The following is a 13,710-nucleotide window of genomic DNA, read 5'->3' as shown; positions in this document are numbered from 1 at the left end:
GCCCTCCCCTCGTCGAGAAATTGGCAGCGGTCACGGGACGACCTCTTGCTGACCTGCAACGAGCACTGACCGACACGCGATGCGGCATCTGCTCCCAGCCCCTGCGCTCCCAGACGGTCAAGGGCCGACCCGCACATTGGTGTTCCGACCACTGCCGCAGGATCGCCCGCCGGAAGCGCGTCCCGCTCTCGCTCCAGGGCGCCCGCAGGCACGCCGCCCACAGCGCGCCCTGCGCCCACTGCGGCACCGTCGTCGAACGCAACCGCCCCTTTCGTTGGTGCTCCGAACCTTGCAGGCAGGCCTCTTGTGAAGCCCGGTGGGCCAAGGGCCAGTGCGGGCACTGCGGGCAGAACCTGCGGCGGAAGGCAAGCTCCTCGCGCGGAAGTGGGCACCAGACGATGTGGTGTTCACGTATTTGCCGCGCCGCGGCCCACCGTGAACGCCTCAGAGCCCGCCCCGACCTCAGCCGTCTGCTCGAACGCGACGATTAGTGCCACCGCTACAGCCGCTTCCGCGCACCGTCCCCCTCTTTCACAACGAGACCCTGGACTCCTTCCTCCACAGGCTCGCCGCCGCCAACCACCTTCCCGCCGACCAGTTGCTGCCCCTCTTGGAGATCCGCCACACCAAGAAGACCCCGGTCAACACGCTCCTTGAGCCTCTCGCCGCTGCGGCCGGAGTCCGCCCAGGCACCCTGGAACTGGCTCTGCCCGAATTCCTCGACGCCGACGCCGACGCCGTCGACAAGCCCGGCGCCATCGGCCGTCCGCGCTCAGCTCTGCACACCGCCATCCAGCGTCCCGCCTGCCGCCGTTGCACCCACGCCGCAGGCATCACCATGACTGTGACCTGCTGGACCACTCATGACCGCAACGTCTGCCTCCGCCACCGCCTCTGGATCGGCAACGGCATCGCCAACGCCGACGAGCAAGTCGACATCAGCCGACTCCCCGACACGCTACGAGCCCAGAGACACCACCGAAACCTGGTGGCCCGCCACGGCCGCCGCTGGGTTCGCAACGCCTATCCGGATGCGCGAAAGATGTACTTCGCCTGGCTGCAGCAGTCCGCTGACCCGTTCGATCTGCTCGACACTGCACGCCGCATCCTCACCGACGGCACCGGGAAACTCCCCTCTCCCGAGCTGACGCTCACGATGGTCTTCCACCCTCAAGTCGTGACGCTCGCCGGACTTCTCGCCGGCCGGGAGTGGGAACACCGCGCCGTCGCCACCGGCCACGTCACCTGGCTCGTCGAGCAGATCACCGTCCGAAACATCCTTCTCGGCTACGTCCCCAAGGACCGCAAGGACCCCCTGATCCAATGGGTGGAGCAGCATTTCTCCACCCACAAGTTCGTCGCCTTCCACCGAAGCCCGAGGATCTACGACGCGTTCTTCCCTCGCGAAACGATCCCGCCACCGCGCCAGCCCGATGAAGCCGACGCGGAAACACGGTGGAGCCCGTTCCACCCCTATTACCGCTGCTGAACGTGCGTATGCCGGATCGGTGTCGGTCCGCTGCGAGAGAAGGGGACCCTCGTGACTCTTGACCTTGCCCAAAGGTGAAGGCCGACAGTGTCTGCGGCAACCAAGCCGACGAGCTGAGCGTGATTGGCTTTGACCGAGCCCGGATGAGAGGAACCTGCATGGATGACGACGCTCTCCTGGCAGAGCAGAGGGCCTACTACAGGGCCGCCGCGCCCGAATACGACCGGCCCTACGCAGAGTACGAGGCCCTGCAGCAATTGCTGGCTGTCGTCGATGACCTCCCGATTGCCGGGGATGTGCTGGAGCTGGCCTGCGGAACGGGCCAGTGGACCCCGAGGCTTGCCGCACGGGCACGTTCGGTGACGGCCGTCGACGCAGCAACCGAAGTATTAGCCCTTGCTCGGGCGCGCACCACATCCCCCACCGTCCAGTTCATCGAGGCCGACCTGTTCCAGTGGCAGCCGCCACGGCGCTACGACACTGTGTTCTTCGCCTTCTGGCTCTCCCATATCCCGCCGACGCGGTTGCCCGACTTCTGGAACACCGTCTCGGCCGCACTCGCGCCGGGCGGCAAAGCAATCTTCATTGACGACGGCCCCGCCGCAGCCGCATACGAGGAAGTCCTTACCAACCAGCCGACCCCGGCAGCGCTGCGTCGGCTCGATGACGGCAGCCAATACCGCATCGTGAAGGTATTCCACGATGCCCAGACCCTCACGGACGACCTCACCGCGCTGGGGTGGTCAGTCCACATCCAGACCAAAGCCGGGAACTTCATCGGTATTGCAGAACCGCCGACCACCGTCGGCTGACGAGACACGGGGCTGCTCGGCTCAGCCCGTTCCGACCCCGAGACCGTGAGTCTGTCTCAACGAACCCAGTCCATGCGTCTCACCCAACCGAGTCCACACACGTCAGCGGCATGCGGGCGACTAACTTCGTTGAGACAGGACAGACGACCCCGGCAACGGGGCCAGCACTCGCGAATTGGCCTTGGCCTGCGGCGTTGCGGAGTCCCTAGCGTCATGACCATGCAGATTCGAATCGTCGATGCCTTCACCGACCGCCCCTTCGCCGGCAACCCGGCCGGGGTCCTGCTCCTCGACGCCTTCCCCGACGACGACTGGCTGCAGAACGTGGCCATGGAGGTCAACCACGCGGAGACCGCGTTCGCCCACCCGCTCCCCGAAGGCGGCGAGGCCGACTGGGCGCTGCGCTGGTTCACCCCCGCGACCGAGGTCGCGATGTGCGGTCACGCCACCCTCGCCACGGCCCATGTCCTGCACAGCACGGGCACCCACGAGGGCCGGGTACGGTTCGCCACGCGCAGCGGTGTGCTCGTCGCGGAGCCCCACGAGGACGGCTCGGTCACCCTGGACTTCCCCACCGCCCCGCTCACACCGGCCGACATCGCCCAGGGCATCGCCGACGCCCTGGGCGCAGAGCCGGGCGCGGCCTTCGACACCGGTCCGAACGTCGGCGACCTGCTCCTGGAACTCGCCGACGAGAAGACGGTCCGTGCCCTGCGCCCCGACCACAAGGCCCTCGGCGCCCACTCGGCGCGCGGCATCATCGCCACCGCCCGGGCCGAGGACCCGTCCCGGGGCTACGACTACGTCTCGCGCTGCTTCTTCCCGAACGTCGGCATCGACGAGGACCCGGTCACGGGCAGCGCCCACACGGCTCTCGCCCCCTACTGGTCGGAGCGCCTGGGCCGCCCCGACCTCACCGGCCTGCAGGCCTCACCCCGCTCCGGCCGCGTCCGCACGGAACTGCGCGGCGACCGCACCCTGCTGAGCGGCCGCGCGGTCACCGTCATCGAGGGGGAGCTGCTGGCGTAGTCACGCCGTCGGCAGCCAGTCCACCCTGCCTGCGAGCAGCGCGTAGCCCACGAACGCGCCGATGTCGAGCAGCGAGTGCGCGACCACCAGCGGACCGACGCGGCCCCAGCGCCGGTACAGGTAGACGAAGACCACGCCCATCACCATGTTGCCGATGAAGCCGCCGATGCCCTGGTACAGGTGGTACGAGCCGCGCAGTACGGAGCTGGCCACCAGCGCGGAGCCCGGCGACCAACCCAACTGGTCGAGCCTGCGCAACAGGTAGCCGACGACGATCACTTCTTCGAGGATGGAGTTCTGCAGGGCGGAGAGGATCAGCACCGGGTACTTCCACCACACGTCGGGCAGGGCCTCGGGGACGACGGTGAGGTTGAAGCCGAGGCCGCGCGCGGCCAGGTAGAAGGCGATGCCGCTACTGCCGATCACCGCGGCGATCGCGGCGCCCCGGCCCAGGTCCGGCCAGGGCCGGGTGCGGTCGAAGCCGAGGGTCTTCAGGCTGTGCCCCTCGCGCAGCAGGAAGTGCGCGACGAGGGCGACGGGGACGAGCGCGGTGGCGATGCCGAAGAGCTGCCAGGCCAGGTCGAGCCAGGGGCGGCCGGGAGCGGCCGATGCGTTGAGGGTGGCGGCCTGGTCCTTCAGGCCGCCGGGCCTGGTGACGGATCCGATGAAGCTGATCAGTGCGGACACACCGCTGGCACCGAGCGACAGCCCGAGCACGAGCAGCGTCTCATCACGGAGAATCCGTCGCGACGGCCGCTCCTGCGGCTCGGATTCGGCCACCCGGCCCGTCTCCGCCTGCACGCCTGCCTCCAGTCGAGTAGTCCTGCTCCGCGCTCATCCTCGCCCGTCGGCATCCCGACGAGATTACGAAGATCGCACACTTCGACCACACGACAGCCTTGCAGACGCACCTTCCCCGGCCCGCGGCTCCCCCGCCCAAGGAAGCCGTCACCCCATCCGCGCCGGCTCCGGCAACCCCACCGGCCAGGTGTGCACCGGTTCCCCGAGGTGGCTCAGCTCGGCGTAGCGCCGCGTCGTGGCAGCCAGCGCCGGCGCGCGCGACAACCCGCCCTCCAGGGCCCGGTGGAAGGTCGCGACCTGCCAGGACGCCCCGTTGACCCGGCGCCTGCAGCGCTCTTCGATCACGCCCAGGTAGAGGTCCCGGTCGGCCGGTTCGACGCCCCACGCGTCCAGCCCTGCCTCGGCGAGCGGCAGCAGTTCGTCACGTACGAGACTGACCGCTTCGACCTGGGTCGTCCCGCCGTACCGCCCGCGCCGCGGCCAGGTGAAGCGTGCGTCGATGCCGTACCGGCACGCGGCGTCGAAGTTGGCCGCGGCCGCCTCGAAGGGCAGGCGGGTCCACACCGGCCGGGAGTCCTCGGCGAGCGCGCGGACGATGCCGTAGTAGAAGGCCGCGTTGGCGATGACGTCGGTGACGGTGGGCCCGGCGGGCAGGACGCGGTTCTCGACGCGCAGATGCGGGACGCCGTCGGCGATCCCGTACACGGGACGGTTCCAGCGGTACACCGTGCCGTTGTGCAGGACGAGCTCGGCGAGTTTCGGAACGCCCCCGGCGTCGAGCACCGCCAGCGGGTCCTCGTCGTCGCAGATCGGCAGCAGCGCGGGGTAGTAGCGCAGGTTCTCCTCGAAGAGGTCGTACGCCGAGCTGATCCACCGCTCCCCGAACCAGGTGCGCGGCCGGACCCCCTGGGCCTGCAGTTCGGGCGGGCGGGTGTCGGTGGACTGCTGGAACAGCGGCGGCCGGGACTCGCGCCACAGCTCGCGACCGAACAGGAAGGGTGAGTTGGCGCCGACGGCGATCTGCGCCGCGCAGGCCGCCTGTGCGGCGTTCCACACGTCGGCGAAACGGGCCGGGGTGACCTGGAGATGCAGTTGCACGGAGGTGCAGGCCGCTTCGGGCGCGATCGACTTCGACGTGCAGGTCAGATGCTCGACGCCGTCGATGTCGAGGGTGAAGTCCTCGCCGCGGGCGGCCACGATCTGATCGTTGAGGAGGGTGTAGCGGTCGACGTCGGAGAGGTTCGAGGAGACCAGATCGTCGCGGTCGAGTGTGGGCAGAATGCCGATCATCACGATTCCCGCGTCGACCTCACCCGCTTTCCGGTGGGCATATGCCAGGGACGTACGGACTTCTTCCACGAGCCGATCGAATACCCGGCCGCCCAACCTGTGTGGGGCTATGTTGACTTCCAGGTTGAACATGGCGAGTTCTGTTTGGAAATCTCGGCTTGCGATCTTTTCCAGAACCTGCGCATTGAGCATTCTCGGCATGCCGTCGGCCCCGGCCAGATTCAGTTCGATCTCCAGGCCCATGAGGTTCTTCGGGCGATCGAACCGCTTCTCCTCCAGCAGCCGCTCCAGGCCCCGCAGACACTGCCGCAGCTTGGTGCGGTAGCGCTGGCGATCGGACAGGTCGAACGCGCCCGCCACGACCTTCTCCCCCATCGAAGCGTCCCTCCTCGGTGGGCAGGCCGAAGATCCGGCCGCCGGTGTCCGGGTCAGGGGGGATGATGCCCAGCCCGGGCGATCCGTAACGCCCGCGGCGCGTGCCCGCACCCGCTACTCTGGGCACTCGGACCAGAGATGACCGGCGGCACATTCACCGGGCAGGTGCACCGCACACTTTCCGGCGCGAGGAACTCGTGAAAAACGCCGACGCGAATTGGCCGACCGCACGGGGAGCATTCCCCGAGGTCATCGCCGTACGACCGGTTCGGAATCGGGATGTTTTCCACGTATCGCCGACCGAATGAACCCTTGTGCGAGTGCCCGGAAGCGTTTAGACGAAACACCGGCTGAACAAATGTCGTATAAACTCCGCGGAAGACAGAAGGTTGGCGCCCGCGGTCGGAGGAACCTGCCGTCGAGATGGCGTACGGCAGGCCTCACACCCACGCCCCTCTCGCACAGACCCCGGCCCTCGCCTCTCTGTCCCCGTGAGCTGACAGCGCCGTCCGCCCCCGCCACCTCGCGCCTACTTGCCTGTCGAATGAGAGGCGACCCACCATGCCGCTGCATGTCCCCCCGGCTCCCGCGCCCGCGCTTCGTTCCGTCCTCACAGCACTCGGTTCCCCGACCGCCGTCCGTGAGGCCCGGACCCCCTCCCTGCGCGGCGCCCACGGGCCCGCCACACCCGAACTCCCGTTGCCCGTCCACGTGCTGGACCGGATCACCGCCAAGGGCACACCCGTCACCCGGCTGGCCGGCTGGCGTTTCCTGATCCGGTGCGGCGACCAGGCGGTGGCCGCGGCGGAGACCATGCTCACGCCCGACGGCTGGGCGTTCTCGCATTTCTTCGAGGGGCCGTACATCGCCTCCACCGAACGTGCACTGCGCCAGGCCGAGACACTCGCTCAGTCGTACCAACCGCGCCTGCTGTCCGTGCCGGGCCTCTACATGCTCACGCTCTGGCTGCACGGCGACTGCGCCGCCGACGGCGCGGCCGGCCACCCGGCCGCGACGGACCTGCTGGTACCGCTGGCCCCCGCGCCGCCCGGTATCGCGGCCCACCGTCCGCACCGGGTCGCAGAGCTGCTGCCGGTGCTGACCCATCGGGTGACCCCCGTGCCCCTGCTCGGCTCACCGGCCTGACCTGTTCCACAGAACCGCACCCGTACCCCGCCGCCGAATTTCCCGGCGGCGGGGTACGCGCCGTTCTGCACCGTTCTGCACTGTTCACCGCACTGATCCCCGCGCTGATCCCGCCAGGGGCATTGCTCGCACGAGCGGCCGATTACCCGTACGAGCTATTGAAAGGCTTTCGACCCGGCCGGGCTAGCCCCATCCGGCCACTGCGAACCACCCGAAGGGACAGTGCAGTTGAGGTGAACCGCCCGCGCGAGTGATGCGTCATCAACCTATGAAGGAGCCGTGCAGCGAAATCCCTGCGGATTCACGCCCGTAGGGGAACACTGGATTCGGACCGACTTAACGGGGGGCGGCCATGAACGACGCTTCACGCCGCGGGACAGACACGACAGCACACTCACCCATCACGACAGAGCGAAAGATCCCTTCCATGTGCCAGCACCAGCCACCGTGCCCCACCGCAGAATCCGCCGACCGGGAATCCGCCCGTCTCGTGGCGCACCACCCGGAGCAGGGCTGGAGCCTGCTGTGCAACGGAGTTGTGCTCTTCGAGGACACCGGTGAGCTTCTGCCGGACGGCCAGGCCATCGCCCCGCACCGACTGCTGCACGGCAGCCCGGTGATGACGGCCGCCTGACGCCGACGGGCGACAGCGCAAGCACGCCCGGACACAACCGGGGCCGACCGCGGACCTGCTCCGCGCGCCGGCCCCGACGTATGTCCGGGGGCAGTCACTCCCGTGATCGCACCATCGCGAACACCGGCAGGCGGCCGACCAGTCGTAGCCGGAGCCGGTCAGGCGGACGCCGACGGCATGTTGACGCCACCGGCACCGGAACGCCCGGCCTGCTCCTCGGCCGGGGTCGGCTGGGCGACCACCTTCGCGGCACGGTTGTCTCCCCGGACCGGCGCCCTGCGCAGGCTCAGCACCATGGTGAGGCCGCCGCCGGGGGTGTCCTCGGCGTCGAGGGTGCCGCCCATGGCCTCGGCGAAGCCCCGGGCGACCGCGAGGCCCAGGCCGACTCCGGCACCGCGCGGGGCGTCCCCGTAACGCTGGAACGGCTCGAAGATCCGCTCCTTCGCGTCGTCGGGAACGCCCGGTCCGCGGTCCACGACCCGGACCTCGACGCGGTCCGCGAGGGCACTGGCGGCGACCAGCACGGGCGTACCCGGCGGGCTGTACTTGACCGCGTTCTCCACGACGTTGGCCACAGCACGCTCGAGGAGGCCCTTGTCGACGTGGACCATCGGCAGCGTCTCCGGGACGTCCAGCTCCACGCTGTCCCCGGGCACGCCGCCCAGCGCCATCGGCACCACCTCGTCGAGGTCGGCCTCGCGGATGAGCGGCGTGACCGTGCCGGTCTGCAGGCGGGACATGTCGAGCAGGTTGCCCACCAGGTGGTCGAGGCGGTCGGCGCCCTCCTCGATCGCCTCCAGCAGAGCCGCCTGGTCCTCCTCGGACCACTCGACGTCGTCCGAACGCAGCGACGTGACCGACGCCTTGATGCCGGCCAGGGGCGTCCGCAGGTCATGGCTGACGGCGGCCAGCAGGGCCGTGCGGATGCGGTTGCCCTCGGCCAGCGTGCGGGCCTGGTCGGCCTCCTCCTGGAGCCGGCGGCGGTCCAGGACGACCACGGCCTGCGCGGCGAACGCGGCCAGCACCCGGCGGTCCTCCGCGGGCAGCACCCGTCCGGTCAGCGCGAGGGCCATATGGTCACCGACCGGCATGTCCACGTCCGCCTCCTCCGGGCTCTGACACGGTCGGAGCCCGACACTGCCCGCGCACGTCCAGGGCGCCACGTCGCTCTCGCGCTCCAGCAGCGCCACCGACTCCATGCCGAAGGTCTCGCGCACCCGCTCCAGCAGCGCCTCCAGGCTGGTCTCGCCGCGCAGCACGTTGCCCGCGAGGAACGACAGGATCTCCGACTCCGCCCGCAGCCGGGCCGCCTGATGCGTGCGCCGGGCCGCGAGGTCGACCACCGACGCCACCGACACCGCGACGCCTATGAAGATCACCAGGGCGACGATGTTCTTCGGGTCGGCGATGGTCAGCCGGTGCAGCGGCGGTGTGAAGAAGTAGTTGAGCAGAAACGTTCCGAAGGCCGCCGAGGCCAGCGCCGGGTAGAGCCCGCCGAGCAGGGCGGCCGCCACGGTCAGCGTCAGGTACAGCAGCATGTCGTTGGCGAGGCCGACCGTCGCGACGCTGGTCAGCAACACGGTGAGGAGGACGGGGCCCAGTACACCGACGAGCCAGCCCCAGATGATCCTCATCCGGCCGAGGCGCGCACCCCGCGCCACCGGCAGCCCACGCCCCTTGCCCGCCTCGTCGTGGGTGATCAGGTGGACGTCCAGGTCGGGTCCCGACTCGCGGGCCACGGTCGCGCCGACGCCAGGTCCGAAGACGTACTGCCAGCTCTTGCGGCGGGAGACGCCCAGCACGATCTGGGTGGCGTTCACACCGCGGGCGAAGTCCAGCAGGGCAGCGGGTATGTCGTCACCGACCACGTGGTGGAAGGTCCCGCCGAGGTCCTCGACCAGCGTGCGCTGCACCGCGAGTTCCTTCGGCGAGGCGGCCGTGAGCCCGTCGCTGCGCGCTATGTACACCGCCAGCACCTCACCGCCGGCCCCCTTCTCCGCCAGCCGCGCCGCCCGCCGGATCAGCGTCCGCCCCTCCGGACCCCCCGTCAGACCCACCACGATCCGCTCCCGCGAACCCCAGATCCTCGACACCCGGTGATCACTGCGGTACTGCTTCAGATACTCGTCGACCCGGTCCGCCACCCACAGCAGCGCCAGCTCCCGCAACGCGGTGAGATTCCCCGGCCGGAAGTAGTTCGACAGCGCCGCATCCACCTTGTCCGGCTGGTAGATGTTGCCGTGCGCCATCCGCCGCCGCAGCGCCTGCGGCGACATGTCCACCAGCTCGACCTGGTCCGCCCGCCGCACCACCTCGTCCGGGACGGTCTCCCGCTGCCGGATCCCCGTGATCGACTCCACCACATCGCCGAGGGACTCCAGATGCTGGATGTTCACCGTCGAGACCACATCGACCCCGGCCGCCAGCAGCTCCTCCACGTCCTGCCAGCGCTTGGCATGGCGCGAGCCGGGGATGTTCGTGTGCGCCAGCTCGTCGACCAGGGCCACCCTCGGCCGCCGGGCGAGGACCGCGTCCACGTCCATCTCGGTGAACACCCCGCCGCGGTACTCGAGTTCCCTGCGCGGCACCTGTTCCAGCCCGTGCAGCATCACCTCGGTGCGCGGCCGGCCGTGGGGTTCCACGAACGCCACCACGCAGTCCGTGCCCCGCTCCACCCGCCGGTGCGCCTCGGACAACATCGCGTACGTCTTGCCCACCCCCGGTGCCGCACCCAGGTAGATCCGAAGCTTGCCGCGTGCCATGTTCATCCTTCGAAGCGGTAACCCATGCCGGGTTCGGTGACGAGGTGACGGGGGTGCGAGGGGTCCGCTTCCAACTTGCGGCGCAGTTGGGCCATGTAGACCCGTAGGTAGTTGGTCTTGTTGCTCTGGGAGACACCCCAGACCTCCTGGAGCAGGTGCTTCTGTGTGATGAGCCGGCCGGGGTTGGTGACCAGGATCTCCAGCAGATGCCATTCGGTCGGGGTGAGTCGTACGTCGTGTCCGTCCCGGACCGCCTTCTTGGCGAGCAGGTCGATGGTGAACCCGTCCGTCTCCACCACCGTCGTCTCCGGGGCGAGCGGGGTGTCCTCGGTGCGGCGGACGCAGCCGGGCCATGAGCTCATCCATGCTGAACGGCTTGGTGACGTAGTCGTCGGCGCCCGCGTCCAGCGCCGCCACCTTCTCGTCCGACGCCTGACGCGCCGACAGCACCAGGATCGGGACACGGGTCCAGCCCCGCAGTGCCCTGATCACGTCGACGCCGTCCATGTCGGGCAGTCCGAGCCGACGGAACCGGGATGTGCTCCGGCCCGCCGGCTCCCGCTCGGGTCGGGTAACGCCATCAGCTCTTCGCCACAAGTTCCCTGAGTGCGATGTTGAGTTCGAGGACGTTCACCCGGGGCTCGCCGATGAACCCGAGGGTGCGGCCCTCGGTGTGCTCGTCGACGAGCTTCTGGACCTCGGCGACCGGCAGACCGTTCTGCTCGGCGATCCGGTGCACCTGGAGGTCGGCGTACTGCGGGGAGATGTTCGGGTCCAGGCCGGATCCGGACGACGTCACGGCGTCGGCGGGCACCTCGGACGGCTTGACCGTGTGGCCGGGGACCGAGTTGTCCTTGATGACCGCGGCCTTGGCGTCCTTCACCCACTGGATGAGCTCTTCGTTGTCGCCGGACCGGTTGGTCGCGCCGGACAGGATGAGCTTGTACCGGGTGTTGACGCTGTTGGTGCCGAGGCCGTTCTGCGGGCGGCCCTGGAACCACTTCAGGTCCGGCTCCGGGATCTCCTGGCCCTCCTTCAACGGCAGGTGGTACGCCTGCCCGATCAGCGATGAGCCGACGACCTTGCCGTCCGCCTTGATCTCCGAGCCGTTCGCCTTGTTGTTGAACAGCCCCTGGGCGATGCCGGTGACGACCAGCGGGTAGATGACGCCCGTCACCAGGGTCAGCACGAGGAGAGCGCGCAGGCCCGCCCCGAGCAACCGGGCTGTGTTGATTACCGAGTTGTTCATGGCGATCAGCCGATTCCGGGGATGAGGGAGATGATCATGTCGATGATCTTGATACCGATGAAGGGGGCGATCAGCCCGCCCAGGCCGTAGATCCCGAGGTTGCGGCGGAGCATCTTGTCAGCACTGACCGGCCGGTACTGCACGCCCTTCAGGGCGAGCGGCACCAGCGCGATGATGATCAGCGCGTTGAAGATGACGGCCGACAGGATCGCGGAGTCCGGCGAGGACAGGCCCATGATGTTGAGCTTGTCCAGGCCCGGGTAGACGGCCGCGAACAGCGCCGGGATGATCGCGAAGTACTTCGCGACGTCGTTGGCGATGGAGAACGTCGTCAACGCGCCTCGGGTGATGAGGAGTTGCTTGCCGATCTCGACGATCTCGATGAGCTTGGTCGGGTTGGAGTCGAGGTCGACCATGTTGCCGGCCTCCTTGGCGGCCGACGTACCCGTGTTCATCGCCACGCCGACATCCGCCTGGGCCAGGGCCGGGGCGTCGTTGGTGCCGTCGCCGGTCATCGCGACCAGCTTGCCGCCGGCCTGCTCCCGCTTGATCAGCGCCATCTTGTCCTCGGGAGTGGCCTCCGCGAGGAAGTCGTCGACGCCCGCCTCCTCGGCGATCGCCTTGGCGGTCAGCGGGTTGTCACCCGTGATCATGACGGTCTTGACGCCCATGCGGCGCAGTTCCTCGAACCGCTCGCGCATGCCGTCCTTGACGACGTCCTTGAGGTGGATGACGCCCAGGACCCGGGCCCCGGCGCTGTCCTCGACGGCCACCAGGAGCGGCGTACCGCCCGCCTCGGCAATCTTGTCGGCGAGCGTGTCCGCGTCCTCGGCGACCGCTCCGCCGCGTTCCTCGACCCAGGTGATCACCGAACCGGCCGCACCCTTGCGGATCCTCCGGCCGTCGACGTCCACACCCGACATCCGGGTCTGGGCGGTGAACTCGATCCACTCGGCGCCGGCCAGTTCGCCCTGGTGGCGCTCGCGCAGCCCGTACTTCTCCTTCGCCAGTACGACGATGGAGCGGCCCTCGGGCGTCTCGTCGGCCAGCGACGACAGCTGGGCGGCGTCCGCGACCTGGGCCTCGGTCGTGCCGCGCACCGGCACGAACTCCGCCGCCTGGCGGTTGCCGAGCGTGATGGTGCCGGTCTTGTCGAGCAGCAGCGTGGAGACGTCACCGGCGGCCTCGACCGCACGGCCCGACATGGCGAGCACGTTGCGCTGCACCAGGCGGTCCATGCCGGCGATGCCGATCGCGGACAACAGCGCGCCGATCGTCGTCGGGATGAGGCAGACCAGCAGGGCGACCAGCACGACCATCGTCAGATGGGTGCCCGCGTAGTCGGCGAACGGCGGCAGGGTCGCCACCGCGAGGAGGAAGACGATCGTGAGGGACGCCAGCAGGATGTTCAGCGCGATCTCGTTCGGCGTCTTCTGCCGCGCGGCGCCCTCGACCAGGCCGATCATCCGGTCGATGAAGGTCTCGCCCGGCTTCGTCGTGATCTTGATGACGATCCGGTCGGAGAGCACCTTCGTACCGCCGGTGACCGCACTGCGGTCGCCGCCGGACTCACGGATGACCGGCGCCGACTCACCGGTGATCGCCGACTCGTCGACGCTCGCCACACCCTCGACGACGTCACCGTCGCCGGGGATGATGTCGCCGGCCTCGCAGACGACCAGGTCGCCGATGCTCAGCTCAGTACCCGGCACCCGCTCCTCACTGCCGTCGACGAGCCGCCGGGCGACGGTGTCCGTCTTGGCCTTGCGCAGGGTGTCGGCCTGGGCCTTGCCACGGCCCTCGGCGACCGCCTCGGCCAGGTTGGCGAAGATCACCGTCAGCCACAGCCAAGCGCTGATCGTCCAGCCGAACCAGTCGCCCGGGTCCGTGAAGGAGAAGACGGTGGTCAGGACCGATCCGATCCACACCACGAACATCACGGGCGACTTGACCAGCACCCGCGGGTCGAGCTTGCGGAAGGCGTCCGGCAGCGACTTCACGAGCTGCTTGGGGTCGAAGAGGCCCGCGCCGACACGGCCCTCGGGGGACTTGTGCCCGGTGGGTACGTCGCTGTGCGGCGCCTGGGTCGGAGTGGCTGTGGACATGGAGTCCTCTTGATTCGC

General features: G+C 69.2%; 10 protein-coding genes and 1 pseudogene. 5 read left to right on the top strand and 6 right to left on the bottom strand.

All coding sequences use genetic code 11. From position 1 onward, the window contains the following. Window positions 1-490: 490 nt before the first annotated feature. The 3 genes from ACKTSN_RS38755 to ACKTSN_RS38745 all read left to right on the top strand — a co-directional run bounded on the left by ACKTSN_RS38755 (window position 491) and on the right by ACKTSN_RS38745 (window position 3,330). The gene (locus tag ACKTSN_RS38755) at window positions 491-1,489 is read left to right on the top strand and encodes a TniQ family protein (protein WP_409473335.1); all 999 of its coding nucleotides are present in this window, start codon (window positions 491-493) and stop codon (window positions 1,487-1,489) included. A gap of 158 nt (window positions 1,490-1,647) precedes the next feature. After that, window positions 1,648-2,301: a class I SAM-dependent methyltransferase gene (locus ACKTSN_RS38750; protein WP_409473334.1), complete on the top strand. Its 654-nt coding sequence runs from the start codon at window positions 1,648-1,650 to the stop codon at window positions 2,299-2,301. Between the two features lie 219 nt (window positions 2,302-2,520). Continuing rightward, a complete protein-coding gene (locus tag ACKTSN_RS38745) occupies window positions 2,521-3,330 on the top strand; it encodes a PhzF family phenazine biosynthesis protein (RefSeq protein WP_409473333.1) in 810 nt (269 codons plus the stop codon). On the opposite strand, the gene ACKTSN_RS38740 is transcribed toward ACKTSN_RS38745, so the two are convergent. Further along, entirely contained in the window at window positions 3,331-4,131 is an 801-nt protein-coding gene (locus ACKTSN_RS38740) for a CPBP family intramembrane glutamic endopeptidase (protein WP_409473332.1), read from the bottom strand. Window positions 4,132-4,278: 147 nt separating this feature from the next. Further along, the gene (locus ACKTSN_RS38735; RefSeq protein WP_409473331.1) at window positions 4,279-5,796 is read right to left on the bottom strand and encodes a glutamate--cysteine ligase; all 1,518 of its coding nucleotides are present in this window, start codon (window positions 5,794-5,796) and stop codon (window positions 4,279-4,281) included. 561 nt (window positions 5,797-6,357) lie between these two features. Between ACKTSN_RS38735 and ACKTSN_RS38730 the strand changes: the two genes are divergently transcribed. After that, window positions 6,358-6,942 carry a hypothetical protein gene (locus ACKTSN_RS38730; protein ID WP_409473330.1) on the top strand — a complete coding sequence of 195 codons (585 nt, stop codon included), beginning with the start codon at window positions 6,358-6,360 and terminating at the stop codon, window positions 6,940-6,942. Between the two features lie 427 nt (window positions 6,943-7,369). Continuing rightward, on the top strand, window positions 7,370-7,576 hold the full coding sequence (locus tag ACKTSN_RS38725) for a DUF5999 family protein (protein WP_308040975.1): 207 nt from the start codon (window positions 7,370-7,372) through the stop codon (window positions 7,574-7,576). A gap of 158 nt (window positions 7,577-7,734) precedes the next feature. On the opposite strand, the gene ACKTSN_RS38720 is transcribed toward ACKTSN_RS38725, so the two are convergent. The 4 genes and pseudogenes from ACKTSN_RS38720 to kdpB form a co-directional block, all read right to left on the bottom strand. Beyond that, window positions 7,735-10,338 carry an ATP-binding protein gene (locus ACKTSN_RS38720; RefSeq protein ID WP_409473329.1) on the bottom strand — a complete coding sequence of 868 codons (2,604 nt, stop codon included), beginning with the start codon at window positions 10,336-10,338 and terminating at the stop codon, window positions 7,735-7,737. Window positions 10,339-10,340: 2 nt separating this feature from the next. After that, window positions 10,341-10,860, bottom strand: a pseudogene (locus tag ACKTSN_RS38715) (winged helix-turn-helix domain-containing protein); the annotation flags it as partial. A 58-nt stretch (window positions 10,861-10,918) separates the two neighbouring features. Continuing rightward, a complete protein-coding gene (locus ACKTSN_RS38710; protein ID WP_409473328.1) occupies window positions 10,919-11,587 on the bottom strand; it encodes a potassium-transporting ATPase subunit C in 669 nt (222 codons plus the stop codon). Window positions 11,588-11,592: 5 nt separating this feature from the next. After that, the gene (gene kdpB, locus ACKTSN_RS38705; protein ID WP_409473327.1) at window positions 11,593-13,692 is read right to left on the bottom strand and encodes a potassium-transporting ATPase subunit KdpB; all 2,100 of its coding nucleotides are present in this window, start codon (window positions 13,690-13,692) and stop codon (window positions 11,593-11,595) included. Window positions 13,693-13,710: the final 18 nt, after the last annotated feature.

Origin of the sequence: Streptomyces flavusporus, from assembly GCF_046267975.1 — a bacterium.
GTDB classification, from domain to species: Bacteria; Actinomycetota; Actinomycetes; order Streptomycetales; family Streptomycetaceae; genus Streptomyces; species Streptomyces flavusporus.
Note: the sequence above shows the minus strand (reverse complement) of the source record. Positions and strands in the feature narration are given on the sequence as shown.

Excerpts from the sequence above, each read along its gene's own strand:
- ACKTSN_RS38750 (WP_409473334.1), top strand. The coding sequence starts at position 1,648 with ATGGATGACGACGCTCTCCTGGCAGAGCAGAGGGCCTACTACAGGGCC.
- ACKTSN_RS38745 (WP_409473333.1), top strand. The coding sequence starts at position 2,521 with ATGCAGATTCGAATCGTCGATGCCTTCACCGACCGCCCCTTCGCCGGC.
- ACKTSN_RS38735 (WP_409473331.1), bottom strand. The coding sequence starts at position 5,796 with ATGGGGGAGAAGGTCGTGGCGGGCGCGTTCGACCTGTCCGATCGCCAG.
- ACKTSN_RS38730 (WP_409473330.1), top strand. The coding sequence starts at position 6,358 with ATGCCGCTGCATGTCCCCCCGGCTCCCGCGCCCGCGCTTCGTTCCGTC.
- ACKTSN_RS38725 (WP_308040975.1), top strand. The coding sequence starts at position 7,370 with ATGTGCCAGCACCAGCCACCGTGCCCCACCGCAGAATCCGCCGACCGG.
- ACKTSN_RS38720 (WP_409473329.1), bottom strand. The coding sequence starts at position 10,338 with ATGGCACGCGGCAAGCTTCGGATCTACCTGGGTGCGGCACCGGGGGTG.
- ACKTSN_RS38710 (WP_409473328.1), bottom strand. The coding sequence starts at position 11,587 with ATGAACAACTCGGTAATCAACACAGCCCGGTTGCTCGGGGCGGGCCTG.
- kdpB (WP_409473327.1), bottom strand. The coding sequence starts at position 13,692 with ATGTCCACAGCCACTCCGACCCAGGCGCCGCACAGCGACGTACCCACC.